General features: G+C 72.3%; 14 protein-coding genes and 1 pseudogene. 3 read left to right on the forward strand and 12 right to left on the reverse strand.

Annotated elements, in window-relative coordinates:
- Positions 1-80: 80 nt before the first annotated feature.
- From ACFYOY_RS43740 to rimP, 8 genes are all read right to left on the reverse strand, one after another.
- Positions 81-1,037 carry a bifunctional riboflavin kinase/FAD synthetase gene (locus ACFYOY_RS43740; protein ID WP_351902931.1) on the reverse strand — a complete coding sequence of 319 codons (957 nt, stop codon included), beginning with the start codon at positions 1,035-1,037 and terminating at the stop codon, positions 81-83.
- Between the two features lie 207 nt (positions 1,038-1,244).
- Entirely contained in the window at positions 1,245-2,183 is a 939-nt protein-coding gene (gene truB / locus ACFYOY_RS43745) for a tRNA pseudouridine(55) synthase TruB (protein ID WP_351902928.1), read from the reverse strand.
- Entirely contained in the window at positions 2,180-2,674 is a 495-nt protein-coding gene (gene rbfA / locus ACFYOY_RS43750) for a 30S ribosome-binding factor RbfA (RefSeq protein WP_137967659.1), read from the reverse strand. Before rbfA ends, truB begins: the two co-directional genes overlap by 4 nt.
- A 69-nt stretch (positions 2,675-2,743) precedes the next feature.
- The gene (locus tag ACFYOY_RS43755; RefSeq protein WP_014055274.1) at positions 2,744-3,040 is read right to left on the reverse strand and encodes a DUF503 domain-containing protein; all 297 of its coding nucleotides are present in this window, start codon (positions 3,038-3,040) and stop codon (positions 2,744-2,746) included.
- A 124-nt stretch (positions 3,041-3,164) separates the two neighbouring features.
- Complete coding sequence (gene infB / locus ACFYOY_RS43760) at positions 3,165-6,302, reverse strand: translation initiation factor IF-2 (protein ID WP_388593417.1); 3,138 nt, start codon at positions 6,300-6,302, stop codon at positions 3,165-3,167.
- 158 nt (positions 6,303-6,460) lie between these two features.
- Entirely contained in the window at positions 6,461-6,748 is a 288-nt protein-coding gene (locus ACFYOY_RS43765) for a YlxR family protein (RefSeq protein ID WP_351902919.1), read from the reverse strand.
- A gap of 97 nt (positions 6,749-6,845) precedes the next feature.
- The gene (nusA, locus tag ACFYOY_RS43770) at positions 6,846-7,838 is read right to left on the reverse strand and encodes a transcription termination factor NusA (RefSeq protein WP_351902916.1); all 993 of its coding nucleotides are present in this window, start codon (positions 7,836-7,838) and stop codon (positions 6,846-6,848) included.
- 2 nt (positions 7,839-7,840) lie between these two features.
- The gene (gene rimP / locus ACFYOY_RS43775; RefSeq protein WP_351902913.1) at positions 7,841-8,365 is read right to left on the reverse strand and encodes a ribosome maturation factor RimP; all 525 of its coding nucleotides are present in this window, start codon (positions 8,363-8,365) and stop codon (positions 7,841-7,843) included.
- Between the two features lie 137 nt (positions 8,366-8,502).
- On the opposite strand from rimP, the gene ACFYOY_RS43780 reads away from it, so the two are divergent.
- From ACFYOY_RS43780 to ACFYOY_RS43790, 3 genes are all read left to right on the forward strand, one after another.
- Entirely contained in the window at positions 8,503-9,162 is a 660-nt protein-coding gene (locus ACFYOY_RS43780; RefSeq protein WP_351902910.1) for a hypothetical protein, read from the forward strand.
- Between the two features lie 33 nt (positions 9,163-9,195).
- Positions 9,196-9,699: a ferritin-like domain-containing protein gene (locus tag ACFYOY_RS43785; protein ID WP_351902907.1), complete on the forward strand. Its 504-nt coding sequence runs from the start codon at positions 9,196-9,198 to the stop codon at positions 9,697-9,699.
- Between the two features lie 97 nt (positions 9,700-9,796).
- Positions 9,797-10,741 carry an aminoglycoside phosphotransferase family protein gene (locus ACFYOY_RS43790; protein ID WP_351902904.1) on the forward strand — a complete coding sequence of 315 codons (945 nt, stop codon included), beginning with the start codon at positions 9,797-9,799 and terminating at the stop codon, positions 10,739-10,741.
- 246 nt (positions 10,742-10,987) lie between these two features.
- Here ACFYOY_RS43790 and ACFYOY_RS43795 read toward each other — a convergent pair whose 3' ends face one another.
- The 4 genes and pseudogenes from ACFYOY_RS43795 to ACFYOY_RS43810 all read right to left on the reverse strand — a co-directional run.
- Entirely contained in the window at positions 10,988-12,706 is a 1,719-nt protein-coding gene (locus ACFYOY_RS43795; protein WP_351902901.1) for a proline--tRNA ligase, read from the reverse strand.
- 293 nt (positions 12,707-12,999) lie between these two features.
- Positions 13,000-13,569 carry a GNAT family N-acetyltransferase gene (locus ACFYOY_RS43800; RefSeq protein ID WP_351902898.1) on the reverse strand — a complete coding sequence of 190 codons (570 nt, stop codon included), beginning with the start codon at positions 13,567-13,569 and terminating at the stop codon, positions 13,000-13,002.
- A 25-nt stretch (positions 13,570-13,594) separates the two neighbouring features.
- On the reverse strand, positions 13,595-14,440 hold the full coding sequence (locus ACFYOY_RS43805; RefSeq protein WP_351902895.1) for a GNAT family N-acetyltransferase: 846 nt from the start codon (positions 14,438-14,440) through the stop codon (positions 13,595-13,597).
- Between the two features lie 198 nt (positions 14,441-14,638).
- Positions 14,639-14,797 (reverse strand): annotated as a pseudogene (locus ACFYOY_RS43810) (4-hydroxy-3-methylbut-2-en-1-yl diphosphate synthase); the annotation flags it as partial.

The raw sequence follows: 14,797 nt of genomic DNA on the forward strand, positions 1-14,797 counted from the left end.
CGGGGCGCATCCACGTTCACCGCACGGCGTACCTCACGGGCGTACCGCACAACGCACCTCACAGCGCGCCGCACACCGCGTCAGCGGCTGCCGCCGTGCTCCTCGACGAGTTCACGGGCCCGCTTCACATCGGCCGCCATGCGCTCCAGCAGCGCCTCGATCGAGTCGAACTTCTCCTGGCCCCGTAGATAGGCCAGGAAGTCGACCTCGACATGGAGTCCGTACAGATCCAGTCCGACCCGGTCGATCGCATACGCCTCGACCGTCCGCTCGGTCCCGTCGAACTGCGGATTGGTGCCGACCGAGATCGCCGCGGGCATCGCCTCGCCCTGCGCCGTCAGCCACCCGGCGTAGACGCCGTCGGCCGGGATCGCGGTGTGCGGCGGGGTCTCCAGGTTGGCGGTCGGAAAGCCCAGTTCACGGCCGCGCTGCGCACCGCGCACCACCACGCCCTCGACCCGGTGCGGCCGGCCGAGGACCTCCATCGCGCCCGCGACATCGCCCTCGGCGACCAGCCGGCGCACCAGCGTGGAGGAGAACGGCTCGCCGCCGCCCGCCTCACCGCGCTCGTACAGGTCGATGACCTCGACCTCGTAGTCGTAGGTGGTGCCGAGCTCGCGCAGGAAGGCGACGTTCCCAGCGGCCTTGTGGCCGAAGCGGAAGTTGGGGCCCTCCACCACGACCCGTGCGTGCAACTTGTCGACCAGCACCTTCACGACGAAGTCGGCCGGGGTGAGCCGGGAGAACTCCGCCGTGAACGGCAGGACCAGCACCGCGTCCACGCCCAGCCCGGCCATCAGCTCCGCGCGCCGCTGATGCGTGGCCAGCAGCGGCGGATGGCTGCCGGGCCGCACCACCTCGCTCGGATGGGGGTCGAAGGTGACCACGACCGCCGGTACGCCCAGCTCACGCGCCCGTGCCACGGCACGGCCGATGATCAGCTGGTGCCCTCGGTGCACCCCGTCGTAGGAACCGATGGTGACGACGCTGCGCCCCCAGGCCTCAGGGATGTCCTCCAAGCCACGCCAGCGCTGCACTTTGCCCGCTCCTCGCCCGAACCTTTGTCTGTCGACTTCGCAGGTCTAAGACTGCCATGCCCCGGTCGCCCGCCTCGCATCGGTGGCCTCCACGAGCGCCCGGACCGGCCGGAAAGCCACCGTAGGCGGCCGGTCCGGGCCCTCGCAACGCAGCACGGAGTCAGTCACGACACACCACAGCGCCCTGGTGCCTGCGCCCCGACGACCTCATACGAAGACGGCCAGGCTCTTCGCCTTGCCCTTCGACTCCTCCACGAGGGCCAGAAAACGCCCCTCCGGCCCGAAGACCGCGACCGGCCCCGAACCCGTCCCAGGACGATCCAGCGCCCCCTCCCCCGAGGGCATGTCGATCCGTACGCCGTTGCCCAGCAGCCGGGCCTGGTGGTCGTCCACGTCCCAGCGCGGGAAGGCGGCGGCCGCCGCCTCGGCGATGGGCATGATCTCCAGCGACTCCTCCAGGCTCTCCAGCGTCCTGGCCGCCCCCAGCCCGTACGGGCCGACCCGGGTCCGGCGCAGGGCCGTCAGATGGCCGCCGACGCCGAGGCCGGCGCCCAGGTCGCGCGCCAGCGCCCGGATGTAGGTGCCGGAGGAGCACACCACCGTGACGTCCAGGTCGAGGACGGTGGTGCCGTCCTCCGCCTTGGCCTCGCGGCGGTCGTGGAGGACGAAGGAGGAGACGGTCACCGGCCGCGCCGGGATCGCGAACTCCTCGCCCTCCCGCGCCCGTGCGTAGGAGCGCTTGCCGTCGATCTTGATGGCGCTGACCTTCGAGGGGACCTGCTGGATGTCCCCGGTCAGCTCCTCGATCCCGGCCTGGACGGCGCCCGGGTCGACTCCGACGGCGCCGTCCGAGGCGGTGATCTCGCCCTCCGCGTCATCGGTGACCGTGGCCTGGCCGAGCCGGATGGTGGCCCGGTACTCCTTCTCGGTCAGCGCCAGATGGCCCAGCAGCCGGGTCGCCTTCTCCACGCCGACCACGAGCACGCCCGTGGCCATCGGGTCCAGCGTTCCGGCGTGGCCGACCCGCCGGGTGCCGGCGAAGCGGCGCATCTTGGCGACGACGTCGTGCGAGGTGAAACCGGCCGGCTTGTCGACGATCACCAGGCCGTCCGGTGCCCCGGAACCGGCCCTGTCCTTGCGCGTCATGCGTCCGGTGAACCCTTGCCGTCCGTGCCGGGCTCCTGGCCGTCCGTGCCGGGCTCCTCGTCGTCCTCGTCCTCGCCCGGCTTGCGGTACGGATCGGCGTCGCCGGCGTAGCTGGCGCCCGAGGACGCCTCTCGCACCTGGGCGTCCGCCTCCCTGGCCTTGGCGAGCAGGTCGTCGATGGTGCGGGCGTTCTCCGGCAGTGCGTCCGGGACGAACGTCAGGGTCGGGGTGAAGCGCACCCCCGTCTGGCGTCCGACCTCCGACCGCAGCACACCCTTGGCGCTCTCCAGGGCCGCGGCGGAGGCCGCCCGCTCCTCGTCGTCGCCGAAGACCGTGTAGAAGACGGTCGCCTCCCGCAGATCACCGGTGATCCGGGTGTCGGTGATGGTCACATAGCCCAGCCGCGGGTCCTTGATCCGCCGCTGCAGAGTCTCCGCGACCACGACCCGGATGCGGTCCGCCAGCTTGCGTGCCCGCGCGGTGTCGCTCATGCGTCTTCTTCTCTCTTCTTCGCGTCAGTCATCGATGGCCGGGGCGGTCTGCCACCGCCGATCCGGCCCTCATTCATCATCGCCACCGTGGAACCGCCGTCGCACCGACAACAGCTCCACCTCCGGCCGCGCCGCCACCAGCCGCTCGCAGCGGTCGAGCACGTCCGTGAGATGGCCCGCGTCCCCGGAGACCATCGCCAGGGCGATCTGGGCCCTGCGGTAGAGGTCCTGGTCCCCGACCTCCGCCACGCTCACCGCGAATTTGCGGTGCAGCTCGGCGACGATCGGGCGGACGACGGAGCGCTTCTCCTTCAACGACCGTACGTCGCCGAGAAGCAGGTCAAAGGACAACGTCCCTACATACATGCAGTCCGGGTCAAGCCACCCGTGGGGCCTTTGTGAATGCGGGCTTCTCGCACCGTACACGCAAGGGCCGGGGCCGATCGACGGAAATTCCTCCGCCGATCGGCCCCGGTGGGACAGCCGCTTGTCAGCCGCGCGGCTTCTCGCGCATCTCGTACGTCGCGATGACGTCGTCGATCTTGATGTCGTTGTAGCTGCCGAGGTTGATACCGCCCTCGAAGCCTTCGCGAATCTCGGTGACGTCGTCCTTGAAGCGGCGCAGACCCTCGATGTTGAGGTTCTCCGCGATGACCTTGCCGTCGCGGACGAGGCGGGCCTTGGTGTTCCGCTTGACCTCGCCGGAGCGGATGAGCACACCGGCGATGTTGCCCAGCTTGGACGAGCGGAAGATCTCGCGGATCTCCGCCGTACCGAGCTCGACCTCTTCGTACTCCGGCTTGAGCATGCCCTTCAGGGCCGCCTCGATCTCCTCGATCACCTGGTAGATGACCGAGTAGTACCGGACGTCCACACCCTCGCGCTCGGCCATCTGCGTGGCACGCCCGTCGGCGCGCACGTTGAAGCCGATGACGATGGCGTCGGAGCCGGTCGCCAGGTCGATGTCGGTCTCGGTGACCGCACCCACACCGCGGTGCAGGACGCGCAGGTCGACCTCTTCGCCGACGTCGAGCTGGAGCAGCGAGGACTCGAGAGCCTCCACCGAACCGGACGCGTCGCCCTTGATGATGAGGTTGAGCTGCTGGACCTGACCGGCCTTGAGCACCTTGTCCAGGTCCTCCAGGGAGACCCGGCGGGTGCGCTTGGCGAACGCCGCGTTCCGCTCGCGGGCGGCACGCTTCTCGGCGATCTGGCGGGCGGTGCGGTCCTCGTCGACGACGAGGAAGTTGTCGCCCGCACCGGGCACGTTGGTCAGACCGAGCACCAGGACCGGGGTCGCCGGGCCGGCCTCCTCCAGCGCGTTCCCGTTGTCGTCGAGCATCGCCCGGACGCGGCCGTAGGCGTCGCCCGCGACCATCGTGTCGCCGACCCGCAGGGTGCCGCGCTGGACCAGCACGGTGGCCACGGCGCCGCGGCCGCGGTCCAGGTGCGCCTCGATCGCGATGCCCTGCGCGTCCTGCTCCGCGTTGGCGCGCAGGTCGAGCGAGGCGTCCGCGGTCAGGACGACGGCCTCGAGCAGGTCGTCGATGTGCAGCCCCTGCTTGGCGGAGATGTCGACGAACATGGTGTCGCCGCCGTACTCCTCGGCCACCAGGCCGTACTCGGTCAGCTGACCGCGCACCTTGGTCGGGTCCGCGCCCTCGACGTCGATCTTGTTGACCGCGACCACGATCGGCACATCGGCCGCCTTGGCGTGGTTCAGCGCCTCGATCGTCTGCGGCATCACACCGTCGTTGGCCGCCACCACGAGGATCGCGATGTCGGTCGACTTGGCACCGCGGGCACGCATGGCGGTGAACGCCTCGTGACCCGGGGTGTCGATGAAGGTGATCCTGCGCTCTTCGTCGTTGACCTCGGTCGAGACCTGGTAGGCACCGATGTGCTGGGTGATGCCGCCGGCCTCGCCCGCGATGACGTTCGTCTTGCGGATCGCGTCCAGCAGTCGGGTCTTACCGTGGTCGACGTGACCCATGACGGTCACCACCGGCGGACGCGCGACGAGCATCTCCTCGCCGCCCTCGTTCTCGCCGAACTCGATGTCGAAGGACTCGAGAAGCTCGCGGTCCTCCTCCTCCGGGCTGACGATCTCGACGTTGTAGTTCATCTCGTCGGCGAGGAGCTGCAGCGTCTCGTCGGAGACGGACTGCGTCGCGGTGACCATCTCGCCGAGGTTGAGCATCACGGCGACCAGAGACGCCGGGTTGGCGTTGATCTTCTCCGCGAAGTCGGTGAGCGAGGCACCCCGCGACAGCCGGACCGTCTGGCCGTTGCCGCGCGGCAGCATCACACCGCCGACGGACGGGGCCTGCATGGCCTCGTACTCCTGGCGCCTCTGCCGCTTCGACTTACGGCCGCGACGCGCCGGACCGCCGGGACGGCCGAACGCACCCTGCGTACCACCACGGCCACCGGGACCACCCGGACGACCGCCGAAGCCGGGACGGCCACCGCCGCCGAAGCCGCCGCCGCCACCGGGACCGCCCGGACGACCGGCGAAGCCGCCGCCGCCACCGGGACGACCGCCGCCGCCACCGCCGGGACGACCGGCGAAGCCGCCGCCGCCACCGGGACGACCGCCACCGGCACCGCCGGGACGACCGCCGCCGCCGGGACCGCGACCGCCGCCGCCACCGGGGCCCGGACGCGGGCCGGCAGCCGGACGCTGCGGCATCATGCCCGGGTTCGGGCGCGCGCCGCCGGGACCCGGACGCGGGCCGCCACCCTGGGCGCCCTGCGGACGGGGCATCTGTCCCGGAGTGGGACGGGGACCGCCGGGACCGCCCTGGCCACGGCCCGGACCGCCCTGGCCGCCGCCCTGCGGACGCGGGCCGCCGCCGGGCTGGCCGCCGGGGCGCGGGGCGCCGCCGGGACGGGGCGCCTGCGGGCGCGCCATACCGGTGGAGCCGCCGGAGGTGAAGGGGTTGTTACCGGGACGGGGACCGGCCGGACGGGGACCACCCGGACGCGGACGCTCCTGACCCGGACGCGGGCCGCCACGGCCACCCTGACCGCCCTGACCCTGGCCACCCTGACCCTGGCCGCCCTGGCCCTGGCCCGGTGCACCCGGACGGGCGCCGGGGCGCGGACCGGGCGTGGCACCCGGCTTGGCGGACGCGCCCGGCTTGGCCGCGGCCGGCTTGGGGCTCGGGGCCGCCGGCGGCGCGGTGAACTCGGGCTGTGCCGGAGCCGCCGGCGCGGGGCCCGGCTTGGGGCCGGGGGCCGCCGGACGGGCAGCGGGCGCGGGACGCGGGCCCGGCGTGGGCGCCGCACCCGGAGTGGGCGCCGCACCGGGGGTGCCGCGCTGGCCCTCGGCAGCCGGCTTGGGGCCGGGCGCCGTCGGGGGCTTGGGGGCGGCCGGACGGGCCGCAGCCGCCGGACCGGGGGTCGGCGGCTTGGGCGTCGCCTTGCGCGGCGCCGAAGGCTTGCCGGCGGCACGGCCGGAGCCGTTGCCACCCTGGAATGCGTCAGTCAACTTGCGCACAACCGGCGCCTCGATCGTCGAGGACGCCGAACGTACAAATTCACCGAGTTCTTGGAGCTTGGCCATGACGACCTTGCTCTCAACTCCGAACTCCTTGGCGAGTTCGTATACCCGGACCTTAGCCACTTCGCTCCTTTTAGGTCCGGGTTGTCGCCGGACCGTCGCTACTTCATGGGCGTACTCATCGCGTACTCATCGAGTGCTCATCGCAATCTCGACCTACTTCCGACTCGCGAGGTACCTGACCGCACGGTGTCCCGTGCCGTTCTCTTCCAACTACTTACTCAGGGTGTCGCCTGCTCACCCTTCTCGACAAACCGGCCGAGCGCCGTGGTGTCGAGCGCCCCCGGCCCCCTGAAGGCCCGGGAAAAGGCCCGGCGGCGAACCGCCAGGTCAAGGCAGACCCGTGTGGGGTGAACATAAGCACCCCGACCGGGGAGCGTACCGCGCCGGTCGGGGACACAAACACCCTCGACCAGCACGATGCGCAGCAGATCGTTCTTGGCCGCCCGATCCCGGCATCCCACACAGGTTCGCTCAGGGCAGGCACCAGCGCGCGTGCGGCCAGACACTGCTTAAGTCTACCTCCCCATACCGACCTCACCCCTTGGGGGGAGTGATCGAATCGTCACTCGATTTCAGGCCGGATCCCGCGGGATCCGGCCTGAATCAGTCTTGATCACCCGACTGCTCGGTGTCCGGCCGGATGTCGATCCGCCAGCCGGTCAGCCGGGCCGCCAGCCGGGCGTTCTGCCCCTCCTTGCCGATGGCGAGGGACAGCTGGTAGTCGGGCACGGTGACCCGGGCCGAGCGGGCCGCCAGATCGACCACCTCGACCTTGCTCACCCGCGCGGGTGACAGCGCGTTCGCCACCAGCTCAGCGGGGTCGTCCGACCAGTCGACGATGTCGATCTTCTCGCCGTGCAGCTCGGCCATCACGCTGCGCACCCGGCCGCCCATCGGGCCGATGCACGCGCCCTTGGCGTTCAGCCCCGAACGAGTGGACCGGACCGCGATCTTGGTGCGGTGGCCCGCCTCACGGGCGATCGCCGCGATCTCCACCGAACCGTCCGCGATTTCCGGCACCTCGAGCGCGAAGAGCTTCTTGACCAGATTGGGATGCGTACGCGAAAGAGTCACCGACGGGCCGCGCACGCCCTTGACGACTCGTACGACGTACGTACGCAGCCGGGTGCCGTGCGCGTAGTCCTCGCCCGGGACCTGCTCCTGCACCGGCAGGATCGCCTCGAGGCGGCCGATGTCCACCAGCACGTTCTTCGGGTCCTTGCCCTGCTGGACGACGCCGGCGACGACATCGCCCTCCCGTCCCGCGTACTCGCCGAAGGTGATCTCCTCCTCGGCGTCCCGCAGCCGCTGCAGGATGACCTGCTTCGCGGTCGTCGCGGCGATCCGGCCGAAGCCGGAGGGGGTGTCGTCGAACTCGCGGGGCTCCTGGCCCTCTGTCAGGTCCTCGGCGTCCTCGCGGGCCCATACGGTCACATGGCCGGTGTCGCGGTTCAGCTCCACCCGGGCGCGGCGACGGCTTCCATCGGTGCGGTGGTAGGCGATGAGGAGCGCCGATTCGATCGCCTCGACCAGCAGGTCGAAGGAGATCTCCTTCTCTCGCACCAGACCCCGCAGGGCGCTCATGTCGATATCCACGGCTACGCCTCCTCTTTGCTCTCGTCGTCCTCGCCCGCGGCCTTGTCCTCGGGCTTGCGGCTGAACTCGATCTCCACCCGGGCCTTGGAGATCTCCTCGAAGGCAAGCCGTCTGGCGGTGGGCTTGCGCCCCTTCACACCGGGGACCTCCAGATCGAGCCCCTCGTCGTCCACCGAGACGATCCGGGCGACCAGCTCGCCGTCGTCGGTGAGCCGCGCTCGCATGAGGCGGCCGGTGGCGCGGCGGTAGTGGCGCGGCTCGGTCAGGGGGCGCTCGGCGCCGGGAGAGGTGACCTCGAGGACATACGGGACCTGGCCCATCGCGTCCGTGTCGTCAAGGGTCTGGGAGATGTCCCGGCTCAGCTCCGCACACGTGTCCAGCTGGACACCGTCGTCGGAATCCACGACCACTCTCAGCACACGCCGCCGCCCAGCCGGTGTCACCTCGACCTCTTCCAGATCCAGGTCTCGCGCGCTGACGAGCGGTTCCAGCAGTCCGCGCAGCCTCTCGCTCTGGGTCGTGCTCATCCGGGTGACTCCTCGGCCGCGTGTGCTGTTGTGGGAAGGTCGCGTGTCAGGTCAAAGCCTATCTGTTCCGGCGGCGGGCTGACGATTCGGTGGCCGCTGCCGGGCAGACGGGCTCGGCGCGGGTACGCTCGCCTGCTGTGATCACTACCGGCGGCCGGGAGCGGCCGCAGCCCGGAAAGAGGAACGTGTCGATCACGACTCCCCCACCTCCTCCCACAGCCCCCTCCGACGCGAAGTCCTCGGCCTCCCCGGCGTCCGCCGAGTCCTCAGCGCGCGACGCGGCGGTGCCCCGGCGGCGGAGTCTGCTGCTGGGCGGCGGAGCGCTGGGGGCGGTCGCGCTGCTGAGCGGCTGTTCCGACGATGCCGAGCCCCGGCGCGACGCGGGCGGCGAGGCGGCCGTCGCCCTGCTGCGGGCGCGGGGCGCGCGGGACTCCACCGCACTCCTCGCGCGCTACGACGCGACCGTGGACGCGCATCCCGACCTCGCGGAGCGGCTGACGCCGCTGCGCGAGGAGACGGCCCGGCACGCCGCGGTCTTCACCACCAAGGACCGGTCCGCCTCCCCCTCCGCGACCGCGTCGCGCTCGCCCTCCGCGGGCGGACAGCGGGTGCCGAAGGTGCCCGAGGACGAGAAACAGGCCCTCTCCGCCCTCGCCCAGGCCGAGCGCCAGACCGCCGACACCCGCACCGCCGCGCTCGCCACCGCGCCGCCCGAGCTGGCCCGGCTGCTGGCCTCCGTCGCGGCCTGCGGCGCCGCCCACGTGTATCTCCTCACGCAGCGCGGCACGGATTCGTGATCACGCTCGGGACCACCGGGAAGGGGTACTGACATGGCCTCTCGAGCAGGCCGATCGGCCGTCGGCGAGCGCGCCGCGGCGCTCAGGGCCGCACAGGCGGCGCTCGCCGCCGAGCACGCCGCGGTGTACGGATACGGCGTCGTCGGCGGGCGGATCGGCGACGACCGGCTCGCGGAGGCGCGCGAAGGCTACGCCGCGCACCGCGCGCGCCGGGACGACCTCGCCCGCACCGTGCGCGACCTCGGCGGCAGCCCCGAGGCCGCGGCGCCCGCCTACGCCCTGCCCTTCGCGGTGCCGGACGCGTCCGCCGCGGTGCGGCTCGCGGCCGAGCTGGAGAACCGGGTCGCCGCCGTCTACGCCGATCTCGTCCGGGCCTCGACCGGGTCCCTGCGCCGCCAGGCGGCGGGTGCGCTGCGGGAGGCGGCGGTCCGGGCGGTGCGCTGGCGGGGCGGCGGCGTAGCCTTCCCTGGACTCACCGAACGCGCCGCACCGGCCACTCCGTCGGCGTCGCCCAGCGGTGGGGCGGACGGGGTGTGAACGGGCATCTGGATCGGATGAGGCCGACGAGTCCGGTGAGTTCTGCGAGACCCATGCGGTCTGTGAAGTCATTGATGGTGGAGGGGACAGCTCAGGAATGGCATCGGCACCACAGCCCGGCGGCCGCGATACGACCCGCGTACCTGTGCCGAAGCGGCTCCTGGACGCGCTGAGCGACAGCCCGGCGAGCGCCGTGCGGAGCTGGCTCGACGCCCTGCCCGAGACGGTCGAGCGGCAGCTGGCGGCGTGGGAGCTGACCCTGGAGCGGGTGTCGGCGCCCGGGGGGCGCCACGGACTCGTCGCGCTCGTACGGCAGGCGGACGGCATCCCGGCGGCGCTGAAGTTCCCGGTCCCCGGTCCGGACGCCGACCATGAGCGCGCCGCCCTCGCGCACTGGGACGGCTGGGGCGCGGCGCGGCTGCTGCGCGCCGACCCGGACACCGGTGCGCTGCTGATCGAGCGGCTGCGCAGCACGGTCTCGCTGCGCTCGCTGCCCGAGGCGAAGGCGGTGCTGGAGGCGGCGGGCACGGTGCGGCGGCTGTGGGTGGCGCCGCCCGAGGGACATCCGTTCGCGTCGGTCACCGGGCGTACGGAGGAGGAGCGCGAGACCCTGCGGACGCTCGGCGCCGGGGGCTGGGCGGCGGATGCCCGCCCGCTGACCGACGAGGCGCTGGAGCTCCGGGAGGCGCTGCCCGCCGAGCCGCCCGAGGAGGTGCTGCTGCACGGCGACTTCCGGCAGGGGAAGGTGCTGGCCGGGGAGCGCGCGCCCTGGCTCGCGGTGGGTCCGGCGCCGGTCGTGGGCGAGCGCGCGTACGACCTGGCGCGGCTGGTGCTCGACCGCTGCGAGGACCTGGCCGCCGGCCCCGGCCCCGCCGCGGCCGCGCGCCGCCGGGTCGGCAAGCTGGCGGACTCCCTGGAGGTCGACCGCGACCGGCTGCGGGGCTGGTCCTTCTACCGCGCCGTCGAGACGGGCCTGCGCCACTCCGCCGCGGGCGACCGCCGTCGCGCGGAGCTGCTGCTGGAGTTCGCGGGCTGGCTGTAACGGGCTCCGCCCCCACCCGCTCACCCCCACGTCACCGCTGCTGAGTGCGGCTTTCGTCGCGCGCCTTCGGCGCAGGCGAGCAGCGGAGCAGGGGGCCGGGCCGGTGGGGACGAGCGCCGGTGGCGGCTTCCGTAACCGGGGGCCGAAGCACCCACCACGCGAAATCCCCGGCTCCCGGGCGCCGAAGCGCGGGAGCCGGGGATTCCGCATCGTCCGGAGCGGGCCCGGCCGGAGCCGGCCCGGCCGTCAGGCGGTGATGGCGGTAAGGCGGGAGATCGCCTCGTCGATCGGGAGCTCCTCGCGCTCACCCGTACGGCGGTCCTTCAGCTCGACGACACCGTCCTTGGCGCCACGGCCCACGACCAGGATGGTCGGGACGCCGATCAGCTCGGCGTCGGTGAACTTCACCCCCGGGGAGACCCCGGCGCGGTCGTCGACCATGACGCGCACGCCCGCCGTGCCCAGCTTCTCGGCGATGTCGAGCGCCAGCTCGGTCTGGAGGGCCTTGCCCGCCGCCACGATGTGGACGTCGGCCGGGGCCACCTCGCGGGGCCAGCACAGGCCCGACTCGTCGTGGGTCTGCTCGGCGAGCGCGGCGACGGCGCGGGAGACGCCGACGCCGTACGAGCCCATCGTGACCCGGGCCGGCTTGCCGTTCTGGCCGAGCACGTCGAGCTGGAAGGCGTCGGCGTACTTGCGGCCGAGCTGGAAGATGTGGCCGATCTCGATCGCCCGGTCCAGCTCGATTCCCGTACCGCAGCGGGGGCAGGGGTCGCCCGGCTCGACCACGACGACGTCGAGGTAGTCGTCGACCTCGAAGTCACGGCCGCAGACCACGTTGCGCGCGTGGGTGTCGGGCTTGTTGGCGCCGGTCACCCAGGCGGTGCCGGGGGCGATGCGCGGGTCGGCGATGTAGCGCAGGGACTTGCCCGCCAGGCCCTGCGGACCGACGTAGCCGCGCACCAGCTCGGGGCGGCCCTCGAAGTCCTCGGCCGTGACGAGCTCGACGACGGCCGGGGCGAGGTGCTCGCCCAGCTTGCCCAGGTCCACCTCGCGGTCGCCGGGGACGCCCACCGCGGTGATCTCGCCGTCGACCTTGACCAGGAGGTTCTTCAGGGTGGCGGAGGCCGGGACGCCGAGGTACTCGGCGAGGGTCTCGATGGTCGGGGTGTCGGGGGTGTCCAGCTCCTCCAGGGGCCCGTGCTCGGCACCCTCGACCGGCGAAACGGCCACCGTGACCGCCTCGGTGTTCGCGGCGTAGTCGCAGTTCGGGCAGTCGACGAAGGTGTCCTCGCCGGCCGCCGCCGGGGCCAGGAACTCCTCGGAGGCCGAGCCGCCCATCGCGCCGGAGACCGCGGAGACGATGCGGTAGTCCAGGCCGAGGCGCTGGAAGATCCGCTGGTACGCCTCGCGGTGCAGCCGGTAGGACTCGGCGAGGCCCTCGTCGGTGGTGTCGAAGGAGTACGAGTCCTTCATCAGGAACTCGCGCCCGCGCAGCACGCCCGAGCGGGGCCGGGCCTCGTCCCGGTACTTGGTCTGGATCTGGTAGAGCATGACCGGCAGGTCCTTGTAGGACGTGCACTGGTCCTTGACCGTCAGGGTGAAGATCTCCTCGTGGGTCGGGCCGAGGAGGTAGTCGGCGCCCTTGCGGTCCTTGATCCGGAAGAGCAGATCGCCGTACTCGTCCCAGCGGCCGCTCACCTCGTACGGCTCACGGGGCAGCAGCGCGGGCAGGAGGACCTCCTGGGCGCCGATGGCGTCCATCTCCTCGCGGACGATCCGCGAGACGTTCTCCAGGACCTTCTTGCCGATCGGCAGCCAGGTCCAGATGCCCGCGGCGGCGCGGCGGACGTAGCCGGCGCGGACGAGCAGCTTATGGCTGGCGGTCTCGGCGTCCGCCGGGTCTTCGCGCAGCGTCTTCAGCATTGTCGTGGACAAGCGCTGGACGTTGACGGCGTGGGCCATGGGGTCTCTCCTGCGTGCGATGGGATGTTCAGGAGGTTAGCCGCACGGGTCGGTTTCCCGGAAATGCGTATGGCACGGACGGTGCCCAGGCCCTGTCCGGTGGATCTTCGCGCCTGTGACATCAGCGGCTGACGCCGCGGGGCCCGCGGCGTCTGGGGCGGGGGCGCCTCCCAGCGGTGGCTGGGGGCGCCGTACCAGGCGTCGCGGGCCGGTGGGGATCCGCCGGACAGGGCCTCGGGTCCTTCTGGCGGATCTCGGACGCCGCGACGCCGCGGAGATCCGCCAGAAGGGCCCTAGCGGCGGCGCAGCGGCAGCGGGGCTCCCATCACGGCGTACGGGCTCGGGGCGCTCGGGAAGAGCACGGGGCGGGCGAGGTCGCGGTAACCCAGTGAGTGGTAGAGCGCACGGGCCGGGCTGTCGGTGTCGATGGCGGAGAGGATCGAGCGCGGCTGGTCGGCGCCGTCCGTGATGGTCGTGATCAGCTGTCGGCCGATGCCGCGGTTCTGGTAGTCGGGGTGGACGTGCAGCTCGGTGATGACGAACGAGTCGTCCAGCCAGCCGTCCTGCCCGGCCGCGCGCAGATACGGCTGGACGACCGTGGACCACCAATGGGTGCGGTTGTTGGGCATGCCGTAGACGAAGCCGACGAGCCGGCCGGAGGGGGTGGTCGCGCCGAGCGCGCGGGCGCCGGGGCTCTTGAGATGGCGCAGCACGATATGGCGTCGTACGCCGATCTCCTCGCCCGTCAGCCCGAAGGCGACGGCCTGAACGGCGAGCGCTTCGTCCACGCGTGCGGCGAGGTCGAGCGACCCGACGACGACGTCTTCGGGTTCCGGGGTCCGCCCCCCGGCAAGATGCAGCATGGGCGGCACCCTACTTGCCCGTCGATCAGAACAGCACACTCATGAACGCGCCGACTTCCCGGAAGCCGACCCGGCGGTACGCGGCGCGGGCCGCGGTGTTGAAGTCGTTGACGTACAGGCTCACCACGGGGGCGACCTCGCCCAGCGCATAGCGCAGCACGGCCGCCATCCCGGTCTCGGAGAGGCCGCGGCCACGGTACTCGGGGGCGACCCATACGCCCTGGATCTGGCAGGCGTGCGGGGTGGCCGCGCCGATCTCGGCCTTGAAGACCACCCGGCCGTTCTCGACCCGGGCGAAGGAGCGCCCGGCGCTGACGAGTTCGGCGACCCGCGCCTGGTAGAGCAGCCCGCCGTCGCCCGCGAGCGGCGAGACCCCGACCTCCTCGGTGAACATCGCCACACACGCCGGCATGATCACATCCATCTCGTCCTTACGGACGCGGCGCACCAGCGGGTCGGGCGGGACGTCGGCGGGCATCGCGTTGGTGACCATCAGCGGCTGACGGGCGCGGACCTCACGGGCCGGGCCCCAGCTGGGCTCGAGCAGGGACCACAGCCCGGCGGTGGTCTCGGCGGGGCCGACGATCGAGGAGCAGCGGCGGCCGGCCCGGCGGGCGCGCTCGGCGAAGCCGCGCACGGCCTCGGGGGTGGCGCAGATGGGCACCAGGTTGGCTCCGGCGTAGCAGAGCGACTCCAGCCGTCCGCCGGAGTACCAGCCCCACATCTCGCCGCCGAGCCGCCACGGATCCAGCCCGGCGACCTGGACGCGGGCCGCCACGAAGGCGTTCGAGACGGGGTCGCGGTTGAGCACCGCGAGGGCCGCGTCGAGCTCATGGGGCTCGAGGACCCTGGTGGTGGACGTGGTCAGCACGTGTCGGTCTGCCTCACGTGGTGCGGGCCTGCGGGCCGGGGACGTCAATTCTCCAGACTCTATCGCGCAGGTCCAGAAGGGGGTTTTTCGAGGGCGCGGTTGGCCTCCGGGGCGCTTCGGTCTCCTCCGGCCATCGCTGGGCGGTTGCCCCGGCCGGGAAGCATTCAGCGCCCGGAGGCGAACCGAGCCTCGAAAAAATCAGCTGACGGAGACCTGGGGCTCGCCGGAGGCGATGCCGTCCTTCTCCATCTGCTCGGCGATCTTCATGGCCTCGTCGATCAGGGTCTCCACGATCTTCGACTCCGGCACGGTCTTGATGACCTCGCCCTTGACGAAGATCTGCCCCTTGCCATTGCC

The organism is Streptomyces sp. NPDC007875 (assembly GCF_042868035.1).
Lineage (GTDB): Bacteria > Actinomycetota > Actinomycetes > Streptomycetales > Streptomycetaceae > Streptomyces > Streptomyces antimycoticus.